The 22,759-nt window shown below is 54.1% G+C and carries 21 protein-coding genes; 6 read left to right on the top strand and 15 right to left on the bottom strand.

Translation table 11 applies throughout. The annotated features are described in order from the left end of the window. Positions 1 to 47: 47 nt before the first annotated feature. Positions 48 to 731 (bottom strand): tRNA/rRNA methyltransferase, encoded by a 684-nt coding sequence (locus tag J5067_RS15635; RefSeq protein WP_264644496.1) that lies wholly within the window; start codon positions 729 to 731, stop codon positions 48 to 50. Positions 732 to 1,502: 771 nt separating this feature from the next. Between J5067_RS15635 and arcA the strand changes: the two genes are divergently transcribed. Next, positions 1,503 to 2,219 carry a two-component system response regulator ArcA gene (gene arcA, locus J5067_RS15630; RefSeq protein ID WP_195311984.1) on the top strand — a complete coding sequence of 239 codons (717 nt, stop codon included), beginning with the start codon at positions 1,503 to 1,505 and terminating at the stop codon, positions 2,217 to 2,219. Positions 2,220 to 2,368: 149 nt separating this feature from the next. Here arcA and J5067_RS15625 read toward each other — a convergent pair whose 3' ends face one another. Both J5067_RS15625 and creA read right to left on the bottom strand, forming a co-directional pair. Then, entirely contained in the window at positions 2,369 to 3,016 is a 648-nt protein-coding gene (locus tag J5067_RS15625; RefSeq protein WP_264628311.1) for a Qnr family pentapeptide repeat protein, read from the bottom strand. A gap of 147 nt (positions 3,017 to 3,163) precedes the next feature. Continuing rightward, a complete protein-coding gene (gene creA, locus J5067_RS15620; RefSeq protein WP_222158265.1) occupies positions 3,164 to 3,646 on the bottom strand; it encodes a protein CreA in 483 nt (160 codons plus the stop codon). 208 nt (positions 3,647 to 3,854) lie between these two features. On the opposite strand from creA, the gene robA reads away from it, so the two are divergent. Beyond that, positions 3,855 to 4,721, top strand: coding sequence for an MDR efflux pump AcrAB transcriptional activator RobA (gene robA / locus J5067_RS15615; RefSeq protein WP_264644495.1), 867 nt, complete (start codon positions 3,855 to 3,857; stop codon positions 4,719 to 4,721). 12 nt (positions 4,722 to 4,733) lie between these two features. Here the strand turns inward: robA and gpmB are convergent, their stop codons facing one another. Beyond that, positions 4,734 to 5,384 (bottom strand): 2,3-diphosphoglycerate-dependent phosphoglycerate mutase GpmB, encoded by a 651-nt coding sequence (gpmB, locus tag J5067_RS15610; RefSeq protein ID WP_264644494.1) that lies wholly within the window; start codon positions 5,382 to 5,384, stop codon positions 4,734 to 4,736. 51 nt (positions 5,385 to 5,435) lie between these two features. Here gpmB and yjjX point away from each other — a divergent pair, with 51 nt between their 5' ends. Beyond that, entirely contained in the window at positions 5,436 to 5,960 is a 525-nt protein-coding gene (gene yjjX / locus J5067_RS15605; protein ID WP_222158267.1) for an inosine/xanthosine triphosphatase, read from the top strand. A 49-nt stretch (positions 5,961 to 6,009) separates the two neighbouring features. Here the strand turns inward: yjjX and trpR are convergent, their stop codons facing one another. Further along, the gene (gene trpR, locus J5067_RS15600) at positions 6,010 to 6,339 is read right to left on the bottom strand and encodes a trp operon repressor (RefSeq protein ID WP_264644493.1); all 330 of its coding nucleotides are present in this window, start codon (positions 6,337 to 6,339) and stop codon (positions 6,010 to 6,012) included. A gap of 98 nt (positions 6,340 to 6,437) precedes the next feature. Then, positions 6,438 to 8,351, bottom strand: coding sequence for a murein transglycosylase (sltY, locus tag J5067_RS15595; protein WP_264651621.1), 1,914 nt, complete (start codon positions 8,349 to 8,351; stop codon positions 6,438 to 6,440). Between the two features lie 457 nt (positions 8,352 to 8,808). Between sltY and ettA the strand changes: the two genes are divergently transcribed. Beyond that, the gene (ettA, locus tag J5067_RS15590) at positions 8,809 to 10,476 is read left to right on the top strand and encodes an energy-dependent translational throttle protein EttA (RefSeq protein WP_264644492.1); all 1,668 of its coding nucleotides are present in this window, start codon (positions 8,809 to 8,811) and stop codon (positions 10,474 to 10,476) included. Between the two features lie 201 nt (positions 10,477 to 10,677). Here the strand turns inward: ettA and J5067_RS15585 are convergent, their stop codons facing one another. Both J5067_RS15585 and J5067_RS15580 read right to left on the bottom strand, forming a co-directional pair. Then, complete coding sequence (locus J5067_RS15585; RefSeq protein ID WP_264644491.1) at positions 10,678 to 12,387, bottom strand: methyl-accepting chemotaxis protein; 1,710 nt, start codon at positions 12,385 to 12,387, stop codon at positions 10,678 to 10,680. A gap of 225 nt (positions 12,388 to 12,612) precedes the next feature. Then, positions 12,613 to 13,524, bottom strand: a complete 912-nt coding sequence (locus J5067_RS15580) for a LysR family transcriptional regulator (protein ID WP_264651620.1) — start codon at positions 13,522 to 13,524, stop codon at positions 12,613 to 12,615. 116 nt (positions 13,525 to 13,640) lie between these two features. Between J5067_RS15580 and J5067_RS15575 the strand changes: the two genes are divergently transcribed. Continuing rightward, a complete protein-coding gene (locus J5067_RS15575) occupies positions 13,641 to 14,642 on the top strand; it encodes a zinc-binding alcohol dehydrogenase family protein (RefSeq protein ID WP_264651503.1) in 1,002 nt (333 codons plus the stop codon). Positions 14,643 to 14,836: 194 nt separating this feature from the next. On the opposite strand, the gene serA is transcribed toward J5067_RS15575, so the two are convergent. Next, positions 14,837 to 16,066 (bottom strand): phosphoglycerate dehydrogenase, encoded by a 1,230-nt coding sequence (gene serA / locus J5067_RS15570; RefSeq protein WP_264644489.1) that lies wholly within the window; start codon positions 16,064 to 16,066, stop codon positions 14,837 to 14,839. Between the two features lie 309 nt (positions 16,067 to 16,375). Then, on the bottom strand, positions 16,376 to 17,032 hold the full coding sequence (gene rpiA, locus J5067_RS15565; protein WP_264644488.1) for a ribose-5-phosphate isomerase RpiA: 657 nt from the start codon (positions 17,030 to 17,032) through the stop codon (positions 16,376 to 16,378). 204 nt (positions 17,033 to 17,236) lie between these two features. Between rpiA and J5067_RS15560 the strand changes: the two genes are divergently transcribed. Continuing rightward, complete coding sequence (locus J5067_RS15560; RefSeq protein WP_264623785.1) at positions 17,237 to 18,130, top strand: LysR family transcriptional regulator ArgP; 894 nt, start codon at positions 17,237 to 17,239, stop codon at positions 18,128 to 18,130. A gap of 17 nt (positions 18,131 to 18,147) precedes the next feature. Here J5067_RS15560 and J5067_RS15555 read toward each other — a convergent pair whose 3' ends face one another. The 5 genes from J5067_RS15555 to fbaA all read right to left on the bottom strand — a co-directional run bounded on the left by J5067_RS15555 (position 18,148) and on the right by fbaA (position 22,624). After that, the gene (locus J5067_RS15555) at positions 18,148 to 18,873 is read right to left on the bottom strand and encodes an oxidative stress defense protein (protein WP_264644487.1); all 726 of its coding nucleotides are present in this window, start codon (positions 18,871 to 18,873) and stop codon (positions 18,148 to 18,150) included. Between the two features lie 172 nt (positions 18,874 to 19,045). Continuing rightward, complete coding sequence (argO, locus tag J5067_RS15550; RefSeq protein WP_264651502.1) at positions 19,046 to 19,660, bottom strand: arginine exporter ArgO; 615 nt, start codon at positions 19,658 to 19,660, stop codon at positions 19,046 to 19,048. Positions 19,661 to 19,755: 95 nt separating this feature from the next. Then, positions 19,756 to 20,403 (bottom strand): hypothetical protein, encoded by a 648-nt coding sequence (locus J5067_RS15545; protein WP_264651501.1) that lies wholly within the window; start codon positions 20,401 to 20,403, stop codon positions 19,756 to 19,758. Between the two features lie 131 nt (positions 20,404 to 20,534). Further along, entirely contained in the window at positions 20,535 to 21,398 is an 864-nt protein-coding gene (gene mscS / locus J5067_RS15540; RefSeq protein ID WP_264651500.1) for a small-conductance mechanosensitive channel MscS, read from the bottom strand. A 149-nt stretch (positions 21,399 to 21,547) separates the two neighbouring features. Further along, positions 21,548 to 22,624 carry a class II fructose-bisphosphate aldolase gene (gene fbaA, locus J5067_RS15535; protein WP_264644483.1) on the bottom strand — a complete coding sequence of 359 codons (1,077 nt, stop codon included), beginning with the start codon at positions 22,622 to 22,624 and terminating at the stop codon, positions 21,548 to 21,550. Positions 22,625 to 22,759 lie beyond the last annotated feature (135 nt).

Here is a 22,759-nt window from a genome sequence, read left to right as displayed (position 1 = left end):
AGTTAAGGCAATCGCGACATGAAGTCAATGGATTTCTTTTTTTCATCTCACTTCAGTGCCTTCTCAATATCGTGCAGCAACGTATGCAGCATGGCGGTATCGCGTTGCTGTAACAGCCCGATACGCTGCATTAGCCAGTCACGCAGTTTCTCGTCATCGTCTACCTGCAACGTCACCAACAGCTTATCCAACCGATGGCGCAACGCCACCAACTGCCCCGCCTGCGCGGCTTCGGCGGTCTCTGCCTGCACCTGCATCAGTTGCGCCAACTGGTAACAATAGACCATGACGGCCTGCCCTAAATTCAGTGACGGATAGTCTGCCTGCATCGGCACCCCTGTCAGGATATCCGCCAGCGCCAACTCCTCGTTGGTGAGACCAGAATCTTCACGACCAAACACCAGTGCGGCAGAACCTACCCACTGCTGTTTCTCCTGCATCAGATCGAGTAACGCGCTGGGCGTGCAGTAATAGTGGAATTTTGCGCGCGAGCGCGCCGTGGTCGCAACGGTAAAATCCACATCGGCCAGCGCGTCAGCGAGCGAAGGGTAGCAGGTCACATTATCCAGAATATCACCGGCCCCGTGCGCCACCCGTCGTGCACCGGGCTCAAGGTGCGCCTGACTGTCAACGATACGCAGTGAATGAAATCCCATGGTTTTCATGGCTCTGGCTGCCGCCCCCACGTTCTCTGGGCGGGCTGGCGCGACCAGCACAATAAAAAACTGCACAAAACCTCCAAAGAGAGAAAGTGGCTGGCGGACATGCAATACCCGGTACGCCTCGTCCCGCCAGCCTGGATTACATTAACAAAAATGAAACATTCGAGCGTTACCTTACGGTAAAAAATGCGGGTCAGGCTTAAAAAGGAATAAAAACCAAAAAAATCATTACATATGCTTTAATATCAATGCATTATATAATGACCATCGCAAGATGGCGTTCCGTATTCGTTGCGGTCGCTTGCGCTGCTGAATCGTATCCAAATCAGGCAGATTGTGACTTAAGCTGGCAATCTTATAAGTATTTTTCACAAAATAGTTAACGTGCTACAATGAAATTTGATATATGTCAACGGAACCGTAGATTTGTGAGCGATCAAAATCGGCGCTTACTGTTATGTTGCTGTTAATAAGGTTAAACTATGCACCACTTTAGGCGTAGTTGAGTTAGCCTGATTATCATCTGATATCGCCGGTTATCACGTAGAAAGCACTGGCGCTGCCCGCGCAACTGATTCACGCGGAATTTTGTCAGCGTCAGGCAACCGATATGCGGAGATGTCGTTGCTGTAGCAACGTGCCGCATCGGGTGAAGTCAGGCATGCACCAGGAACGTATTTGCGTACTTTAGTCTACATTGCGAGTGTGAGCGTGCCCTTTGCGCCCCAAACTCCGGTAAGAGCCCTATAACCTCGCACCGCGCGTGCGGGCACGAAAAGACCGATGGCGACTTCTGTACTTCCGAATTCTATAATTAGTTGGCAATTTTAGGTAGCAAACATGCAGACCCCGCACATTCTTATTGTCGAAGACGAGTTGGTAACTCGCAACACCCTCAAGAGCATCTTTGAGGCTGAAGGATATGTCGTTCACGAAGCCACTGACGGCGCTGAGATGCACCATATCCTGTCCGAACATGATATCAATCTGGTTATCATGGACATCAATCTGCCCGGCAAAAACGGCCTGCTGTTGGCACGCGAACTGCGTGAACAGGCCAGCGTCGCGCTGATGTTCCTGACCGGACGTGATAACGAAGTGGATAAGATCCTCGGCCTGGAAATCGGTGCGGATGATTACATCACCAAACCGTTTAACCCACGTGAGTTGACTATCCGTGCGCGCAATTTGCTGTCCCGTACCATGAATTTGGGCGGTGTGAGCGAAGAGCGTCGTCTGGTAGAAAGCTACCGCTTCAATGGTTGGGAGCTGGACATCAACAGCCGTTCGCTGATTAGCCCGGCAGGCGAGCAGTACAAGCTGCCGCGCAGCGAGTTCCGCGCCATGCTGCACTTCTGCGAGAACCCCGGCAAAATTCAGACCCGTGCCGAGCTATTGAAGAAAATGACCGGCCGCGAGCTGAAACCGCACGACCGCACCGTGGACGTGACGATTCGCCGCATCCGTAAGCATTTCGAATCCACTGCCGATACGCCAGAAATCATCGCCACCATTCACGGCGAAGGTTACCGTTTCTGCGGCGATCTGGAAGACTAACACGCGCTTTCAGTGACTCATGACAGGCCGAAACCCTCTGGTTTCGGCCTTTTATTTTTAACTCAGGCTCCGCTCTCGCCAATCGCTTTAATGCCTGTTTTCATCCGTGCCCAGCGCGTTGCGTTCAGCGACAAAGCATCAACCCCATTCTAACCTTGTAAAATAATCCCTAAATCCATCAGAAGTTGACCCGCCTGATTCATATCAAGCTTCACACCGTCGAGCTCGGTATCCCTGATAGTGAGGTTCCCCAATGCAGCGCCCGTGAGGTCACAAAATGTAAAATTAGCTGAACGCCAGTCAAACTCGTTAAATTCACCGCCAGAGAGATCTGATCCAACAAAGGAAGCACCAAGTACATTTGCCGCCGTCCAGCGGTTTTCCCATAGTTCACATTTCTCTAATACGGTTTTTGAGAAGTTGGTATAGCTCAGATTTGATTTAATAATGAAAGCACTGCAAAACCAAACTCGCTCTGTAATTTTGTTCATGAAACTGGCGCTACGGAAATCGGCCCCCTGCGCGCGGCACTCTCTGATCTCAATGCCAAACGCGTCTGCGTACCGGAAATTGCACAGGCTCAAATCGCACCCAATAAATCTCGCCTCCTTGAGTACCGAATGCGAAAAATCACATCCCGTCTGGCTTTCATCATCATAGAAATGGCAATTATTGAACACGGTTTCTGTCAGGTCTGCACGTGAGAAATCGCAATTGATGAACCGACATTCGCTAATGGTATTCCCTGTCAGTGCACTACCCACGAATTGTTGTTCTGTGCAGATCGTTGAATTCATCGTTTAACCCCTGATGGTTATGCCTTATGTGCGTTAACGAGGCATATCAGTCGCCGCATAGTCTGACAATGTCCATTTACGCCCCCCCCCCTCAGGATGACGAGGGGAAAATGGCTTTTTCTGTCTCGGCACGTATTCCCTAACACACTACTCGCTCTTGCCCCAGGGGATGATCGGCACCGCGCTCAAGGCGTTTTTGGGTGAGCCATCGACCAAACGATCGGAGTAAGTCAGGTAGACCAGCGCGTTGCGTTTCTCATCATAGAAACGGACCACCTGAAGTTTTTTGAACACCAGTGACGTGCGCTTTTGGAACACCACCGTGCCACTATCATCACTTTTCTTTATCTTATCCGACAGCGTAATCGGCCCAACCTGCTGGCAGGAAATGGCCGCATCGGAGGTATCCTCTGCCAGGCCTAACCCCCCTTTGATGCCGCCGGTTTTAGCACGGCTTAAATAGCAGGTAACGTTCGCAACGTCTGGATCGTCAAAGGCTTCCACCACAATTTTATGGTCTGGCCCCAGCAGTTTGAAAACCGTATCTACAGAACCAATCTGTTCCGCCCTGGCGACGCTGCCCACGCTCAGCAGCGCCATACAGGCTCCCATGATTAATGCGTTTTTCATCGATATTTCTCTCTGTCTGGAAACAAGTTACAGGGGTTTTTCCCCCGCTGACGATGCCGCTACTAGATATAGGGCTAAAGTATGAAAATTTCACCTGATTGTTTGTATAAATTATTCAAAAATCTTAAGCGGTGACAACAGCAAAAAGTTGCTATGATGCCTGATCTCTATGCGCTTCGTGCTTTGTGTGTTCTATCGAGGATGTTCTATGGATCAAGCCAGTATCATACGTGACCTGCTCAATTGGCTGGAAAACCATCTTGACCAGCCACTGTCGCTGGATAACGTGGCAGCAAAAGCCGGCTACTCCAAATGGCACCTGCAACGTATGTTCAAAGATGTCACTGGGCACGCCATTGGCGCGTATATTCGCGCACGCCGGTTGACCAAAGCCGCGATGGCACTGTGTATGACCGGCAGGCCGATCCTCGATATCGCGCTGCAATACCGCTTCGATTCGCAGCAAACGTTCACGCGCGCGTTCAAAAAACAGTTTGCTCAGACGCCAGCCTCTTACCGTCGTGCTGAAGAGTGGAATACCTACGGTATTCGCCCTCCGTTGCGTTTAGGTGAATTCACACTGCCGCAACCTGAGTTTGTCACGCTGCCGGATACGCAGTTGGTGGGCGTCACGCAAAACTGCAACTGCTCTTTGGAACAAATCTGTAATTTCCGCACGGAAATGCGCGTGCATTTCTGGCGGCAGTACCTGGGCGAAGCCAAATGCATTCCCCCTTTGCTGTATGGTCTGCATCACGCCCGCCCGAGCAAGGATAAAGAAGACGAACATGATGTGCTCTATACCACTGCCGTGGAGCCAGAGCACGTTCCGGAAGGGGTTCACCCCGGCGAGCCGATTACGCTTCCCGGCGGCGAGTACGCGTTGTTCGTCTATGAAGGCCCCACTGATGCGCTACAGGATTTCATTATCAGCCTGTACGATACCTGCCTGCCCACCTTCGAGCTAACGCGTCGCGACGGCTGTGACGCAGAACGTTTCACCCCGAACGGGACGAAAGAAGACGGACCACCGAAAGTGATCCGCTGCGAATACCTGATCCCTATCCGTCGCTAAGCGCGCACACCGTTAACGCTGGAGTTCATCCAATGCCGGGGTATCAAGATGAGAAACATCCCCGGCGGTTTCCACGACCCAGCCGGACGCCAACCACGGGCTCTGCTGATAATCGATGCGGGAGACCGAGCAGTTACGCAACCGCAAACGGCGTTCTGCACTGGCAGGCAGCCCAAGGATGGTGCTTAACAAGCAGCCGAGGGCCATACCATGACTGACCAGCAGCGGACGGCTGCCGGGCGGCAGCGCCAGACAGCGATCGAGCACCTGATGCATACGCGTTGCCATCTCCGCCATGGATTCCCCTTCGGGAATGCGGCCATCCGGCGTACCGTCCACCAGTTGCTTGCGCCAGGTTTCCTCTTGCGGGCTGAGCGTGTCTATGTCGCGCATTTCCAGCACGCCCATATTCAGCTCACGCAAATTAGGGTCTTCAACCACTTCACAGTGATGGCAAGACTGCGCAATAATCTCCGTAGTGCGGCGCGTCCTCCCTAAATCGCTGGTAAAGATATGCGTAATGCCTAGCGTTTTAACACGGTTCGCAACCTGATAGGCCTGCTGTTCGCCTTGCGCGGTCAACGGGCTGTCAGATTGTCCCTGAATACGCCGAGCCACGTTCCATTCCGTTTCACCGTGGCGAACAAGATATACCTGTAACATCGCTTTTTTCCATTATACTGCGTCAAATTAACTAAAAGAGTATGAACCGTTATGTACCATGTTGTCGCTGCCACTACCAACCCGGCAAAAATTAAGGCTATTACACTCGCATTCACGGATGTCTTTGGCGAAGAAAACTGTCGCATCGAAGGTGTTGATGTCGACAGCGGCGTTTCTCATCAGCCCTTGGGTTCCACCGAAACACGTACCGGAGCCCGCAACCGCGTTATGCGCGCCCGTCAGGTTCGGCCCGAGGCCAATTTCTGGGTCGGCGTTGAAGCTGGCATTGAAGAGAGCATGACGTTCGCCTGGATGGTGATTGAAAACCCACATCTGCGTGGTGAATCACGCTCCGCCAGCCTGGTGCTGCCGGAAAGTATATTACAAGGAATCAAGGAAGGAAGAGAGCTGGGAGACGAAATGGCACGTTTGACCGGCATTCAGGACATTAAACATCAGGGCGGTGCGATTGGGGTGTTCACCGACGGTAAACTGACACGCACCAGCGTCTACTATCAGGCACTGTTGTTAGCGTTAGTACCTTTCCACAACCCGATTTACAGCCAGCCAAGCTAACCCGTTTAAGGGGCGCGATGCCCCTTAACCTCTGCGACGTCCCACTGCCCTATTTGCCCTCAGGCAGCAGTTGTGTTTCCAGCCACTGTTTCAGCGCTGGCGGTGCCGCTTTTAAGCTGTTGGAACCGCGCGTAATGGTAGCAATACCGGCTCCCAGTTCGTTTTTCAATTCACGCTGGCTCATCTCTCCTCGCATCAACTCCTGAATAATGCGCACACGCGTCGCAAGCGCCGTGCGTTCGTCCGGCGTCAACAACAGTTGCAACAGAGGGTGATGCAGATCTTCCGTCACAGAAAGCTTCAATAGCTCGACAAACTTGAGCCAATCTTCATTGCCGTGTTCGGAAAGCGCAGGATCGGTATGTGATAAAGGGGTCATAGCGGGCTGCCATACTCGTTAGCGAGTACAGCAGCATAGCATAATCACTGGGAAATCACCGATATCGTGCGTGAAAAATCCCATCGGCGACGCAAGACCTAATAACGCTGCCCCCATTCTGCTGACGTCAATACGCTGTCATTCTGATGCAGAAAATAGCGATAGAAGGCATCGTAGGCCAGCACGTTTTTCACATAGCCACGCGTTTCGGTAAACGGAATACTTTCAATAAAGGCAACCGGATCGATACGCCCTGCGCTGTTTTTCAGCCAGGTGTTCACGCGCGAAGGCCCGGCATTATAGGCCGCGCTGGCAAGAATGCGGTTGTTATTGAACGTCTGATAAACATCATCCAGATAGGTGGTGCCCAACAGAATATTGGTTTCGGGATCAAACAGCTGGCTGCTGTTAACATAGCCGTTCAGGTTGCCCTTCTTCGCGGTATGCTGCGCGGTGGCAGGCATCAGTTGCATCAGGCCGGACGCCCCCACCGGCGAGCGCGCCTGAGGGTTCCAGGCGCTTTCCTGACGGGCAATCGCCATCGCATAGCTCTGTTGAATGGCGCGCCCTTGCGTCATTCGCTGGAAGGTATCACGCCATGCCAGCGGGAAACGTTCTTCCAGATTGTCCCACAGCTTGGCCACAATGGTCGCCTGCACGCTGAGATCGGCCCACCCTTGATCCAACGCGTAACGCGCTAACGCCCCCTGACGCGGCTTATCGCTGTTCGCCACCAGTTCTCCCCATTCGCTGCGCGCCAGATTGTCCATGTTCCAGTACATCAGTTCGCGCACACGCGCAATTTCCGGCCGTTGTGCCAGGGTTTTATCCGGAGTGGACGACGCAATGGTCAAGGAATAGGGGATACCCAACTTCTGCGCGGCGACCATCGGGTAGAACCCCCGCGCCTGCATCAGCTGTCGCAGTATCGCTTCACCATCCTGACGCTGGCCGTTATCTAACAGCAACATCGCCTGCCAATAGCGCCATTCTTCTTTCTGTAGCGCCTCAGCCGGAAGTTTCGCGAGCCAGAAGCGCAGCCCCGCTTTATCCCCTTCCCCGAGCGTCATGCGCACCCTGCGTTCAATCAGGCTGGTTGATTGGCTGCGCTGCGCCACGGCATCACGCCAGGCGGCCTGTTCGGGCGTCGCACCGGTTCCCATCCAACGCCAGGCCACCGCTTCTTCCATCTCGCGGCGATCGGCCTCGCTCATTTTTTGCAGCCGAACCAATGTGCTGATAAGCGCACGGGCGCTCTCTTCATCCTGTCGCGCCAGTTGGCGGAAGGCGACCAGCGTGGCATTGCGCGTAAAATCCGTTGGCCCCACGCTGCGAGCAAAGCGCTCTACGGTTTTGGGGTCGTTTTGCAATTTCATCAGCGCATCGCTGATGGTGCGGTAATCAGGCGGAAGCTGTTTCACCAGATAGTTCACCAACCCGGTGCTGCCTTCATTCATCGCCAGCCGAATGCGCTCCAGTACGGCGATCGGCGTTTTCTCACCGGCATCTTCCCACACGGCAAACAGCTTATCGCAGGTGGTGGGCAGCGAACGTCCGGTCAGCCAGATAGCCTTTGCTTCATCCCATACGCCCTGACGCTGTCCCGTCGCCCAGCGCGCATACAGGTGATTACAGTGCGCTGCAACCGGTTTGGGCGAGGTTGGCGCAAATGCCAGCAGGCCCGCCCAGTCCTCGCGGCGCGCCAGCTCATTCACAAACAGAGATTTCAGGTTACGTGCTGGCGGTAGCGTTGGATAACGCGCCGAAAATGCACTGACGTCGCTGCTGCTCACCTGCCCCAGCGATTGCGTTAACGCGCGGTATTCCAGGTAAGGATAAAGCGGGTAATCGCGCAGGGTTGGCATTAACGCCTGCACGGTATCCATCTGATTACTGTCCCACGCCTGTTTAACCTGCTGATAGCGCTGGCGTTGGGCGTCCAGTGTATCCGCCATGGCGGCGCTGGTCACCCCCGCCAGACACAGGATGGCAATGCGCGCCCAGCGCCCCATGTTACCCTTCATCCAAACCACCTCATCCCAAACGGTTATCGACATGCAATGTGCACATCACTGATAAATTTCGCCGCAGAATGCCGCAATCAGTGCAAACACGAGGTTTGCATCAGCAAAATTTGCATCATCCAGACGACATTTGCTGCCCTCCAGTGTGGCACAGGATGCGCGGCGGCGATATGTCGCAAAAGGGAATAAAATGTCAAGCAACGTAAGGATAACCGTTTAGAAATTCCGGGTTGGGTGCAGGGCGTGATAACACAGCCCTTGGAGCCATTTCACAGAGTGACAGACTGTAAGGGCTGATGGCTGGGATCGCACGGCGAAACCAGCTACACTCCGCATCAGTATAACGATAAATCGAAGAGGGCGACGCCCCACCTTCATCGTTAACCTCGATGCAGCGCGGGCTTCGCACTGCATCCTTTAACCTATAGAGAGGCGAAGTCGCAACGTGGCTCAATACGTCTATACCATGCACCGCGTCGGCAAAGTGGTTCCGCCGAAGCGCCATATCTTAAAAAATATCTCCCTTAGCTTCTTCCCGGGCGCAAAAATTGGCGTGCTGGGTCTGAACGGCGCAGGGAAATCCACCCTGCTGCGCATCATGGCAGGGATCGATACAGACATCGAAGGGGAAGCGCGCCCGCAACCTGGCATCAAAATCGGCTATTTGCCGCAGGAGCCGCAGCTCAACCCGGAACACACGGTACGTGAATCCGTCGAAGAAGCGGTATCGGAAGTGGTCGGCGCGCTGAAACGTCTGGATGAAGTGTATGCACTGTACGCCGATCCGGATGCCGATTTCGACAAACTGGCGGCTGAGCAAGGCAAACTGGAAGAGATCATTCAGGCGCACGACGGCCATAATCTGGATAACCAGTTGGAACGTGCTGCCGATGCGCTGCGCCTGCCGGAATGGGATGCGAAAATCGCCAAGCTGTCCGGGGGCGAACGCCGTCGCGTGGCGCTGTGTCGTCTGCTGTTGGAAAAACCAGACATGCTGCTGCTCGACGAACCGACCAACCACCTGGATGCGGAATCCGTGGCCTGGCTGGAACGCTTCCTGCACGACTTCGAAGGCACCGTGGTCGCCATTACCCACGACCGTTACTTCCTCGATAACGTCGCTGGCTGGATTCTGGAACTGGACCGCGGCGAAGGCATTCCGTGGGAAGGTAACTACTCTTCCTGGCTGGAGCAAAAAGACCAACGTCTGGCGCAGGAAGCCTCTCAGGAAGCGGCCCGCCGTAAATCCATTGAGAAAGAGCTGGAGTGGGTGCGTCAGGGTGCCAAGGGTCGTCAGGCCAAGGGCAAAGCCCGCCTGGCTCGCTTTGAAGAGCTTAACAGCACCGAATACCAGAAACGTAACGAAACCAACGAACTGTTTATTCCACCAGGTCCACGCCTGGGCGACAAAGTGGTGGAAGTCACCAACCTGAGCAAAGCCTACGGCGAGCGCCAACTGATCGACGGCCTGTCGTTTGCGGTGCCCAAGGGGGCGATTGTTGGGATTATCGGCCCGAACGGTGCCGGTAAATCAACGCTGTTCCGTATGATGTCCGGCCAGGAGCAGCCCGATGGCGGCACTATCGAACTGGGTGAAACGGTAAAACTGGCGTCGGTCGATCAGTTCCGTGACAGCATGAACAACAGCAAAACCGTGTGGGAAGAAGTCTCCGGCGGGCTGGACATCATGCGTGTTGGCACCACCGAGATGCCGAGTCGCGCCTATGTTGGTCGCTTTAACTTTAAAGGCACAGATCAGGGCAAACGCGTCGGCGAACTGTCCGGTGGTGAACGCGGTCGTCTGCATCTGGCGAAGCTGCTGCAAGTCGGCGGCAACGTGCTGCTGCTCGATGAACCGACCAACGACCTGGATATTGAAACCCTGCGCGCACTGGAAAACGCCCTGCTGGAGTTCCCCGGCTGCGCCATGGTTATTTCCCACGACCGTTGGTTCCTTGACCGTATTGCGACTCACATTCTGGATTATCAGGATGAAGGCAAGGTGGAGTTCTTCGAAGGTAACTTCACCGAATACGAAGAGTACAAGAAACGCACGCTGGGTGCCGATGCGCTGGAACCTCACCGCATCAAGTACAAACGTATCGCGAAGTAATGTGCTGATAGCGTCGAGGATGACAAAGTCACGTTATCGCTTCGTCATCCTCGGCCTCTCCCCTTCGTCATCCTCGGCGTAGGCCGGGGATCTCTATAAGAAGAAACGCGTTTCTTCGGCAAGAGATTCCCGTCTTCGCGGGAATGACGCCGGGAATGACGTCGGAGCGTTTTTTTTACGGCGTTCACCGATCAATCGCGATCAAAAGGTTTCCCAGTTCTGATTGTCATCCGGCTTGACCCGTTTTGTGCCTGCCGCAGGCAACGCAGGGTTGCTGCGCACCGGCGTTGACGCAGCGGCCGCGCCTGCCAGCGCACGCGTAGGCGCTGAAGGGACTATCTGGAACACCGCAACCGCCTGCGTTAAACGCCCGGCCTGCTCCTCCAGCGATACCGCTGCCGCAGAGGCTTCCTGTACCAACGCCGCATTCTGCTGCACTGCGCTATCCATTTCCGATACCGCCTGGCTTACCTGACTGATTCCTCGACTCTGTTCATCGGACGCAGAGGCGATTTCTCCCATGATGTCGGTCACGCTGGTGACCGCCTGAACGATCTCACCCATGGTTTCTCCCGCCTGCGACACCAGTTGCGCGCCGGTATCAACCAGGCGACCTGACTCACCGATCAAGGATTCAATCTCTTTTGCCGCCTGTGCGCTGCGCTGTGCCAGACTGCGCACTTCACCGGCCACCACGGCAAACCCGCGCCCTTGCTCACCGGCACGGGCGGCTTCAACGGCGGCATTCAGCGCCAGAATGTTGGTCTGGAAGGCGATGCCGTTAATCACGGAGGTAATGTCGGCAATCTTGCGTGAACTGGTAGAGATATCGCTCATGGTGGTCACCACGTTATTCACGATATCACCGCCCTGCTCCGCTTTGGTCGAAGCATTTTTCGCCAGTTGGCTGGCATGGTGGGCGTTGTCCGAGTTTTGCTTTACCGTGGCCGTCAGTTGTTCCATGCTGGCAGCCGTCTCTTCCAGCGCGGCTGCCTGCTGCTCCGTGCGAGAGGAGAGATCGACGTTACCGGCGGAAATTTCCGTGGAACCCTGATGAATCGCCGTTGCCCCTTCGCGCACCACGCTAACCGTTTCTGCCAATGCGGCCTGCATGTTCTGGACGTTCTGCCCCAGAATACCGATTTCGTTACGCCCCATCTCACTGGCGCGCTGGGTTAAATCCCCGGCGGCAATACGTTGAATGCGCGTCACCAACCGATCCAGCGGAGCCAATAGCGCATTGCGTATAATCACATAGATGATTACTGCCATCACAATGGAGGCCACAAAGGAGAGCGCCATCAGCATAAAGCCGCGACGAGAGTTGGCCTCAGCATGCTGGTTGATTTGCGTGGCGTTATCCGTCAGATAACGCACCGCTTTCCGCACCGAGAGTGCGTAGTCTTCGTCCAGTTTGCGTGCTTCATCGCTTTCCAGCGAAATCACTTCTTCAAATTCGCCCCTTTTCGCCGCTTCAACAATCAGCTTGATCGCTTTATCGCGGTAGGTCGCGTAATTGGCAGCAAGTTCATCATCCAGTCCAGCGGGCGCGTTGAATTTATCCGGCCGAGCCAGATATTCATCAAAGCGTTTTTGTGAGCTTTTTACACGACTCTCTGCCTGCGTCAGTGCGCTTTTATAGCCCTCGGCATCACCTACGCGTTGCGTCGCGGCCGCCTGAACCAACAGTTGGCGAGCAACGCGCAACTGATCCATGCTGCTGCTGATGCCAGCTCGCACATCAGAGACCAGATTGGCCCGGTCTAATGCATCGTTACTCTGTTTGAGAAAATAACTCGCCGTACCGATGGAGATAGCGAACAGCAATAAAATAATCGTTAACAGACTAATAAATAGCGTAACAAGTCTGATGTTATTGATATAACCTGAATTTCCTTTTATCTCGGACATGACTGTTATTCTCACTTCGACAACGGCTGGTATGGATATCCCTTCCGCAACGCATCACAAACAGCATCGGCGTTACTAAAAAAACATCGTCGGATTCATGTTTTATCGGCAATGGCGTGAAAACATCCACCCTGATGCCGTGATCATAATCACATTTCAAATAAAGTGGTATTATATTTCTAAAAATAAGAAATGTATTTTCACATTATATAATACGTTACGCTATCAGGATGAAAATGGCGTCGGCGTGACATATTCCGCCAGCGCATCATGTTGCAGCACAAATTCAATAAAGCAGGCCATTGCGGGAGAATTGAGCTTCCTGCTGGGATAAACCAAATAAAGTTCATTGGGCTCTGCACGCCATTCAGGCAGCACGTGCACCAGAGGCTGGGGCAGATCGACGCCATCGACCAGAAACGCTGGCAGCAGGGTGATGCCTGCGCCCGCCATCGCGCATTCACGGGCATAGAGCAGATTGTCCGTGGTGTGCGTCAGCGGAAGCAACCAGCGATAGTCCTCGCTGCCGCGTTGCAATGCCCACTCCGCCCAGGCACGATGGGCAATACATTGATGAGACTGAAGCTGCTGCGGATGCACCAACGCAGGGTGACGCGCCAGATAGTGCGGTGAGGCCACCAGATAGCGCGGCGTAACACCCAACGGTCTGCCAATCAGTGAAGAATCCAGCGGCTTACCGGTGCGAAATGCCACGTCAAACCCTTCATCGACTAGATCCACCAGCGTGTCAGAGATGGCAATTTCGAGAGACACGGCGGGAAAGCGGCGCTGAAACTCGGTGGTCAAGCGCGCCAGCAGCGTGGCACCAAAACCGGCAGGGCTGGTGATGCGAAGCCGCCCGCTCGGGTTATCACGCAAATGTTGAATAGCGAGATCGGCGCGTTCGCTGGCCTGCATCATCTCCTGACAGTGGATCAGATAGCGCTCGCCAGCGAACGTCAGGCTGATCTTGCGCGTAGTGCGGTTTAGCAGCCGCAATCCAAGCTGTTGTTCGAGTTGGCTGATACGCAAGCTGAGGCTGGATTTGGCCATGCCAGCCTTGAGCGCGGCCTGTGTCACACTGCCGCATTCGGCCACCAGCGCAAACAGCGCCATATCTTGCCACTGCCTGAACATGGAGGGTTTAAACATAATTGTTCGCCTGTGACAAACACTTCGTTAATGATTGTCCATCTTATCAGCGCGATGAGTTCGTTCTACACTTTTCTTATCGAAACAATGAGGAACCCATCATGACCGTACAGGCTATTGCCGTTGACCCACAACATCCCGAACGTTTTATCGCCATTACCCAAGAGCAGCCGCAGCCGGGTCCGCACGATCTGCTGGTTGAGGTAAAAGCGATATCCATCAATCCCGTCGATACCAAAGTTCATGCCGGGTTGCGTAAAAACGGGTTGGCTGAACCGCGCGTGTTAGGCTGGGATGCCAGTGGCACCGTGCTTGCCATTGGCGATCGCGTCAGTGGTTTTCAAGTGGGAGATGAAGTGTGGTATGCGGGCGATATCACGCGCGCTGGCAGCAACAGCTCGCACCAGCTCATTGATGCACGTATTGTGTCGCACAAACCCGTCTCTCTCGACTGGGCTGCCGCCGCTGCCCTGCCGCTGACCGCACTTACCGCCTGGGAAGGACTGTTTGAGCACCTTGAGATTCAGGACGCGGATGCGGGGAAAAATCTGCTGATTATCGGCGGCGCGGGCGGCGTCGGTTCTCTGGCTATCTCACTGGCGGCACTGCGCAGTGAGGTCAAGGTTATCGCCACGGCATCCCGTCCTGATTCGGCAGAATGGTGCCGCCAGCGCGGAGCGGATCTGGTGGTTGATTATCGCGATTTGGTCGGTGAGCTGAAAAAAGCGGGCATCACCCAGGTGGATTATATTTTCTGCCTGAACGACACCGACGGACACTGGGGCGCGATAGGCACGTTGATTGCACCGCAGGGCAAAATTTGCACCATCGTGGAAAACGAACGTCCGTTGGATCAGAACGAGTTGAAGCGTAAAAGTGCCTCGCTGCATTGGGAATTTATGTTTACCCGCAGCATGTACCAAACGCCGGATATGGAACAGCAAGGGAAAATTCTGCAAGAGGTGGCGCATCTGGTGGATGCGGGCAAGCTGCAAGGCACTGCCAGTGAAGTGTTGAACGGGTTAAGCATCGAAACGCTGCAACAGGCTCATGCCAAGGTGCAGGAAGGGCATATGCGCGGCAAGGTGACTATCGCGTTATAAACGCTAACGTTGTCATATCGTTAAGCAAACAGCCCCACAAAGGGGCTGTTAGATTGTGCTGTTAACCACGTCCGTGTTTCTCGGCGAATCGCGACGAGGGGCACTCCGGCGGCTTACGCCGCTACGACCCCATCGCCGCACTTCACCTAATAACGGACATTGTCATCGATCTGACAGCCCCGTTCGACGAGCACTTAGAACAACAGGCGGGCACGAATGGTGCCGGGAATCGCCTTCATTAGTTGCAGTGCGGTATTCGCCGCATCTGTTTCCACGTCGATCACCACATAGCCGATATCCGCGCTGGTTTGCAGATACTGGGCAGCAATGTTGATACCTTGCTCGGCAAAAATGGTGTTGATGGCCGTCAGTACGCCTGGGCGATTTTCGTGAATGTGCAGCAAACGTGCGCGATCGCTCTGTACTGGCAGGGAAACTTCCGGGAAGTTAACCGCAGACAGCGTCGAACCGTTATCAGAGTATTTTGCCAGTTTACCGGCCACTTCCGTACCGATGTTTTCCTGTGCTTCCTGCGTGGAACCGCCAATGTGCGGCGTCAGCAGCACGTTGTCGAACTCCAGCAGCGGAGAAACAAACGGGTCGCTGTTGGTTGCTGGTTCTTGCGGGAATACGTCAATCGCGGCACCCGCAATGTGTTGGCTGCGCAGCACTTCGCACAATGCAGGGATATCGACAACCGTGCCGCGTGAGGCATTGATCAGGATAGAACCCGGTTTCATCAGCGCCAACTCTTCTGCGCCCATCATATTCTGGGTGCTCAAGGTTTCAGGCACGTGCAGGCTGACCACGTCGCTCATGTTCAGCAATTCGGACAGATGACGCACCTGCTGAGCATTGCCTAACGGCAACTTGCTCTCGATGTCGTAAAAGTAGACGTGCATCCCCAGGCTTTCCGCCAGGATACCCAACTGGGTGCCGATGTGACCGTAGCCAATGATGCCCAGTTTTTTGCCGCGCGCTTCAAACGAGCCCACAGCCAGTTTATGCCACACGCCGCGATGCGCTTTGGCGTTGGCTGCCGGAACGCCGCGCAGCAGCAGCAGCATTTCACCAATCACCAACTCCGCTACGCTGCGGGTATTGGAAAACGGCGCGTTGAATACCGGGATACCGCGCTTGGTAGCGGAAGGCAGTTCTACCTGATTGGTACCGATGCAAAAACAGCCCACGGCAACCAGCTTTTCTGCGGCAGCAAACACTTCTTCCGTCAGATGAGTACGGGAACGCAAACCGACGAAATGCGCGTCACGAATGGAGGCTTTCAACGCTTCCGTATCCAACGCACCTTTATGGTATTCAATGTTGGTGTAACCCGCTGCGCGCAGGTTTTCCAACGCGCTCTGGTGAACCCCTTCCACCAGGAGGAATTTAATCTTGTCTTTTTCCAGTGATACCTTTGCCATTTCCCGACCTTATATTCAGACTTCAGATGCCAATGAACCCATTTGCCAAACAGCCTCTGCCAACATAACAAAAATTACGCCAGCAGCAAGACAATCGATTGCTTCCCCGATGCTGCCAACGGCGTCACAAACGCCCTTTTACAGTAAAAAATAAGGACAACGCGTCGCCTCGCCAGATGTGCAGGGAACAAAATAAGAAAAAGTGATATTAAGTACCAAAAGTGAGACTTTAACAATGGTGGGGTTTTTAAGCAAAAAAAATCGGACGTTAGCCTTCTTCATGCCAACGCCCGATGTGCAGGAGAGAAATTACTTCAGGGTTTTCACCCCGTCAGCGGTACCGACCAGCGCAACGTCAGCGCCACGGTTGGCAAACAGACCGACGGTCACCACGCCCGCAATCCCATTGATACGGTTTTCTACCGCAATGGCATCTGAGATATCGAGATTGTGCACATCCAGAATGACGTTGCCGTTGTCGGTGACCACACCCTGACGATAGACTGGCTGACCGCCCAGTTTCACCAGCTCACGCGCCACGTAAGCGCGCGCCATCGGGATCACTTCCACCGGTAGCGGGAATGTGCCCAGAATATCCACCTGCTTGGAGGCATCGACAATACAGATAAACTGACGCGCAATGGCGGCAATGATCTTCTCACGCGTCAGCGCAGCGCCACCGCCTTTGATCATTTGCATATGCGGGTTGATCTCATCGGCACCGTCCACATAGATATCCAGTTCATCAACCTCGTTGCTGTCGAATACTGTAATGCCTAAGCTTTTCAGCTTCTCGGTCGACGCTACGGAGCTGGATACCGCGCCTTTAATCTGGTGTTTGATGGAACCCAGCGCGTCAATGAAGTGCGCGGCCGTTGAGCCCGTCCCCACTCCAACAATGGTATCCGGGCGAACATAATCCAACGCGGCCCAGCCGACTGCCTTTTTCAGTTCATCTTGTGTCATGGTCTGTATCGTGCCTGCAAATTACAGTGAGAAGAGAGAGGCGTTATTATAGAGCAAGCGCCACTGGAAACGACGCCAATCGCCGCGCGTCCTCCGATTATTTTCGGCCATCGGTGTGAAATGGGACAGATTTTTAGCGTGTTCCGTCAGAAAAATGTGGCATAGTGCAAAGACCAAGTTTTATCCATAGGAAATGGCACCTTCATGAAACGACCGGACTATCGCACACTTCAGGCCCTGGATGCCGTCATCCGTGAGCGCGGATTTGAACGCGCCGCGCAAAAATTGTGCATCACGCAATCCGCCGTTTCGCAACGCATCAAGCAGTTGGAAAACCTGTTCGGACAACCGCTGTTGGTCAGAACCATTCCACCGCGTCCCACAGAACAAGGACAAAAACTGCTGGCGCTGTTGCATCAAGTGGAGTTGCTGGAAGAAGAGTGGCTGGGCAACGATGCCAGCAGCGATATCCCGCTGTTACTGTCGCTGGCGGTCAACGCCGACAGTCTGGCTACCTGGCTGTTACCCGCACTGCAACCGGTGCTGGTCGATTCCCCTATCCGTCTTAATCTGCAAGTGGAAGATGAAACCCGCACCCAAGAACGCTTGCGCCGTGGTGAAGTGGTCGGCGCCGTCAGTATCCAGCCACAACCGTTGCCGAGTTGTCTGGTGGATAAGCTCGGTGCGTTAGACTATCTGTTTGTCGCCTCACCAGATTTTGCCGCACGCTACTTCCCGAACGGTGTAACTCGCTCTGCCTTGTTACGCGCACCTGCGGTTGCCTTCGACCATCTGGACGACATGCATCAGGCGTTTTTGCAGCAAAATTTTGATCTCTCGCCCGGTAGCGTTCCCTGCCATATCGTTAACTCGTCAGAAGCGTTCGTACAATTGGCGCGACAAGGCACCACCTGTTGTATGATCCCGCACCTGCAAATCGAGAGAGAATTGGCAAACAGCGAACTGGTCGATCTGACGCCGGGCCTGTTTCAGCGCCGGATGCTCTATTGGCACCGCTTCGCGCCAGAGAGTCGGATGATGAGAAAGGTGACGGATGCCCTGCTTTCGCACGGGCATCGCGTATTGCGCCAGTCCTGACGCGCGTTAAGCAAGCGTTACTGATTAGGTTGCAGCTCGAACACTACGTCAACCTGATCGTCAAACTGGATGCTTTGCTGCTCGTAAGTCTGTGCCACATCGGCCTCTGCCGCGACACCCGCCGCTTTAAACATCCGGGCCATCGGAACCGGCTGATAGTTGGCTACCTGATAGCGGATGCTGTAAATCGGCCCCAGCTTGGCGTTGAATCCGGTTGCCAGTGCTTTCGCCTGGCTGGTCGCCGTTTCTATTGCCCGCTGACGAGCCTGATCGCGATAGGCTTCCGGGTTGGCAACCCCCAGCTCCACGCCGCGGATTTCCGTTAACCCCGCGCGCAGCGCACCATCCAGCAAGGCGTTTAGCTGATCCAGTTGGCGTACCGTTACCGCCACCTGACGCACCGCGCGATACCCTTTCAGTTCAGAGCGACCATCTTTGAGAAAATCGTATTCAGGATGGGTGCGCAGGTTGGCGGCGCTGATGTCTTTTCTTTCAATGCCGTGCTTTTCCAGATAGGCAAAATATTGCGCCACGCGGTCGTCCACCTGCTTTTTAGCATCAGCCACGTCTTTCGATGAAACGCTGACCTCAATCGCCAAATTTGCAATGTCCGGCGTGGCATCCACGCTCGCTTTGCCCGATGTCACGATGTGCGGTCCGTTCGGCAATTCAGCGGCCTGACCGGACAGTGGAAGCGTGCTTAATCCTAACAGGGCGGCTATCGCCAGTGCTTTTAGCTTCACAGTGTCGTTTCTCCTGATTCCATGTAATAGTGCGCCGTTGCAGGCCACGATGACGGCTGCGCGCCTGTGCTATGACTATGCCTACGGCTATAGGTAAATATAGTGCACAGGCTGGCTTGGCTTAACTATAGGTGAATTCCGGAATACCGTAAAAAAACGTCAACTTACAACACTATTGCAGACCAGAATGTGCGAGTTGCAGCGCAATACTCCACATGATGATGCCAACAAAGGCATTAATCACGCGCTGCGCTTTTGGCGTGTTTAACCACGGTGCCAACCAGGACGCCAGCAACGCCAATGCAAAGAACCACAGGAAAGAAGCCGTAATGGAACCCAAGGCAAACCAACTGCGCGCGTCGGGTGCCATCTGCCCACCAATGCTGCCTTGCACCACGAAAGTATCCAGATAGACATGCGGATTCAGCCAGGTGACTGCCAATACGCTAGCGATAACGCGCCAGCGGCTGTGCCGTGCGATATCCACACTGACGACTTCAAGCTGGCGGTTGAAAACCACCTTGAACGCGCCCCAGCCATACCACAGCAAAAACGCAACGCCTCCCCAGGTGATCAATGACAGCAACAGCGATGACTGACTCAACAATGCGCTACCGCCAAAGATACCCGCACAGATCAAAATGACATCGCTCAATGCACACAGCAGGGCAATCATCAGATGATACTGACGCCGAATCCCCTGATTCATCACGTAAGCGTTTTGCGGTCCCAGTGGCAAAATCATCGCCGCGCCCAGAAAAAATCCCTGCCAATACATGCCAAACATGGTTCTCTACACTCTCCCGGATGAACAATTCGAAGGAGTGTAAGGCGGTTTTTCCATTAATTGAAATTGAAGATTCTAATTATTCATTAGAGAATCTAATTTCGAATATCGTGCAATACCGAAGGTGAAACCGGCAGCGTTTTGGCTCCAACCAGCTTTTCATTACGTTGCAATAGGAAAGCAACGGCAAACAGCGAAAACATAAACGGCAGTTCAAACAACTCTTCCAGCAAATCGGTACGCGATGTGTCGTAGACAAAGAGAAACGCCAATAAGCGGTGGTGTTCGATGGTATCGACGATAACGAAATAGAGCACCAACAACAGGATATCCCACACGGGCAGGCTTTCTTGCCGGAAACGGCGAATAATCTCTCGACGAATCACGGGCAACAACAGCGCACAGGCCGTCACCCCAATCAGCACGATGGAAATAATGCGAAAGTAAAGCTTTGGCTCATCAGGGAAGTAATCCCGCCCCCAACTGATTCCCCGACCAAACAATAACATCCACCAACTGATACTCCAGAGCCAGAAGAACTTCGCCGCAGTCTCACGTCGCAACGGCCTGATGTAGCACCAGGTGAACAGCGCACCAAACAGCAGCCATAGTGATTGAAACGTCTCAATCGCCAGCACCGCCTGGCTTTGCGCGGAGAAGAGTCTATTTCCAGTGTAAAGCAGCGAGGCGGCAAAAATTGCGATCGCCACGGTGTGGGGATACAGGGTTTTATCAAGTTTCATAACACAACACATATCAACCAGTAACAGCGGTTAGGGTAGGTCGATAGGGGAGCCGTGTTTTTACTTTTCGAGTGAAAGCGTTTAGGCATCCGTGCTCTTAGCACCGGATGCCTAAAGAGGACTAACGAAAATTACGCGTTGGTTGATGTTGTCGGGGTTTGATGCAAATGCACATCCATTTGCGGATAGGGAATGCCGATCTGGTGTTCATCCAGCGCCCGTTTAAAACTTTCTAACAGATCCCATTTCACCGCCATGGCATCACCGTTGGTCGTCCAGACCCATACGACAAAATTCAGTGAAGACGCCGCCATTTCATTGAGACGAATGGTGACGCCACGTTCATGCTGAATGCGCTTATCTGCCGCGACGATATCCCCAAGCACCGTTTTGACCCGATCGATATCCGCGTCATAGGCCACACCAACGATAATTTCGGTGCGTCGGTCCGGCTCACGGCTGCTGTTAATGATGTTTCCGGCAATGATTTTCCCGTTGGGAACGACGATGATTTTGCCATCTGGCGTGCGCATCGTGGTGGAGAATATCTGCACCTGTGTCACCGTGCCAGAAACCCCGCCCAAATCGACAAACTCACCGGTACGGAACGGGCGGAACATCACCAGCAGCACGCCCGCCGCGAAGTTTGACAGCGAGCCTTGCAGCGCCAAACCCACCGCCAAGCCAGCGGCACCCATCACCGCAATCACCGATGCGGTTTGCACCCCAATGCGGCTCAATACCGCAATCAGCGTAAAGGCAATAATGCCGTAACGCACCAGTGCGGCAAGAAAATCCGCTACGGTGGTGTCAATCCCCCGCGCTACCATCACTCTGCTAATGCCCTTCGAGACCACACGCGCCACCAGCAGGCCGATGAGCAAAATGATAATGGCGGCCACCACGTTCACCGCATACTGGATCAGCAGAGCCTCATTATTGACGACCCATTGCCCCATACGGCTCAGGCTTTCGGTTACATCCAGTTCTTCCATTGGCACTCTCCCATTTTTGCATTTCACCCTTTGAAAGGGATGGTTCACACCCAAAATGGCCGCAAAGCAGGCCAGAAAAAATTAAGGCTCCTGATAAAAGGAGCCTCTTATTTTCATGCATTGTTTATCAATGCACTTATTAATATAGATTACAGTACGTCGATCGCGTTCAGTTCTTTAAACGCTTTTTCTAAGCGTGCAACCATGGTTGCCTGGCCAGCACGCAGCCAAACGCGCGGATCGTAGTACTTCTTGTTCGGCTTGTCTGCGCCTTCCGGGTTACCCAACTGCCCTTGCAGGTAGCCTTCGTTCTTCTTGTAGTATGCCAACACGCCTTCCCAGGTTGCCCATTGGGTGTCGGTGTCGATGTTCATTTTGATCACACCGTAGCTCACCGCTTCGGCGATCTCTTCTGCCGTAGAGCCGGAGCCGCCGTGGAACACGAAGTCCAGGCTGTTGTGCGGCAGGTTGAATTTCTTGGAGACGTATTCCTGCGAGTTGTGCAGGATTTTCGGCGTCAGTTGCACGTTACCCGGTTTGTATACGCCATGCACGTTGCCGAACGACGCCGCGATGGTGAAACGCGGGCTGATGGCGTGCAGTTTTTCGTAGGCGTAAGCCACGTCTTCCGGCTGGGTGTAGAGTGCGGAGTTATCAAGGTGGCTGTTGTCCACGCCATCTTCTTCACCGCCGGTGCAACCCAGTTCGATTTCCAGCGTCATGTTGATTTTTGCCATGCGCTTGAGGTATTCGCTGCAAATCTCGATGTTCTCTTCCAACGGCTCTTCCGACAGGTCGATCATGTGGGAGGAGAACAGCGGTTTACCGGTCGCGGCAAAGTGTTTTTCACCGGCATCCAGCAGGCCGTCCAACCAGGGCAGCAGTTTTTTGGCGCAGTGGTCAGTGTGCAGGATAACAGGAATGCCGTAGTGTTCAGCCATTAGGTGAACGTGTTGTGCGCCAGATATGGCACCGAGGATGGCGGATTTCTGGCCTTCCGCTTTCAGGCCTTTACCTGCGGTAAACACGGCCCCCCCGTTAGAGAACTGAACGATAACCGGTGCGCGAACTTTCGCTGCCGCTTCCAGCACCGCATTGACGGAGTCAGTACCGACGCAGTTGACTGCGGGCAGAGCAAAGCCATTTTCCTTTGCTACTGCGAAAACTTTCTGAACGTCATCGCCAGTGATGACACCAGGTTTTACGAAATCAAAAATTTTAGACATGTTACGTGTCCCGTCTCGTTGGCCGTGGAGGGTTGAGATAATTGACTACGGGCCGGACGCACAGCGTCCGAACCCACCGTTGCCCACTCGAGGAGGGAGCAACGGGTTGCCGGGTGACACCCCCGGCAAAGCGGC

The organism is Candidatus Symbiopectobacterium sp. NZEC151, from assembly GCF_025962655.1.
In the GTDB taxonomy this organism is placed as follows: Bacteria; Pseudomonadota; Gammaproteobacteria; order Enterobacterales; family Enterobacteriaceae; genus Symbiopectobacterium.
This window is presented reverse-complemented; position numbering and strand designations above follow the sequence as displayed.

Coding starts and splice junctions, on each gene's coding strand:
- arcA (WP_195311984.1), top strand. CDS start 1,503: ATGCAGACCCCGCACATTCTTATTGTCGAAGACGAGTTGGTAACTCGC.
- J5067_RS15625 (WP_264628311.1), bottom strand. CDS start 3,016: ATGAATTCAACGATCTGCACAGAACAACAATTCGTGGGTAGTGCACTG.
- creA (WP_222158265.1), bottom strand. CDS start 3,646: ATGAAAAACGCATTAATCATGGGAGCCTGTATGGCGCTGCTGAGCGTG.
- robA (WP_264644495.1), top strand. CDS start 3,855: ATGGATCAAGCCAGTATCATACGTGACCTGCTCAATTGGCTGGAAAAC.
- gpmB (WP_264644494.1), bottom strand. CDS start 5,384: ATGTTACAGGTATATCTTGTTCGCCACGGTGAAACGGAATGGAACGTG.
- yjjX (WP_222158267.1), top strand. CDS start 5,436: ATGTACCATGTTGTCGCTGCCACTACCAACCCGGCAAAAATTAAGGCT.
- trpR (WP_264644493.1), bottom strand. CDS start 6,339: ATGACCCCTTTATCACATACCGATCCTGCGCTTTCCGAACACGGCAAT.
- sltY (WP_264651621.1), bottom strand. CDS start 8,351: ATGGGGCGCTGGGCGCGCATTGCCATCCTGTGTCTGGCGGGGGTGACC.
- J5067_RS15585 (WP_264644491.1), bottom strand. CDS start 12,387: ATGTCCGAGATAAAAGGAAATTCAGGTTATATCAATAACATCAGACTT.
- J5067_RS15580 (WP_264651620.1), bottom strand. CDS start 13,524: ATGTTCAGGCAGTGGCAAGATATGGCGCTGTTTGCGCTGGTGGCCGAA.
- J5067_RS15575 (WP_264651503.1), top strand. CDS start 13,641: ATGACCGTACAGGCTATTGCCGTTGACCCACAACATCCCGAACGTTTT.
- serA (WP_264644489.1), bottom strand. CDS start 16,066: ATGGCAAAGGTATCACTGGAAAAAGACAAGATTAAATTCCTCCTGGTG.
- rpiA (WP_264644488.1), bottom strand. CDS start 17,032: ATGACACAAGATGAACTGAAAAAGGCAGTCGGCTGGGCCGCGTTGGAT.
- J5067_RS15560 (WP_264623785.1), top strand. CDS start 17,237: ATGAAACGACCGGACTATCGCACACTTCAGGCCCTGGATGCCGTCATC.
- argO (WP_264651502.1), bottom strand. CDS start 19,660: ATGTTTGGCATGTATTGGCAGGGATTTTTTCTGGGCGCGGCGATGATT.
- J5067_RS15545 (WP_264651501.1), bottom strand. CDS start 20,403: ATGAAACTTGATAAAACCCTGTATCCCCACACCGTGGCGATCGCAATT.
- mscS (WP_264651500.1), bottom strand. CDS start 21,398: ATGGAAGAACTGGATGTAACCGAAAGCCTGAGCCGTATGGGGCAATGG.
- fbaA (WP_264644483.1), bottom strand. CDS start 22,624: ATGTCTAAAATTTTTGATTTCGTAAAACCTGGTGTCATCACTGGCGAT.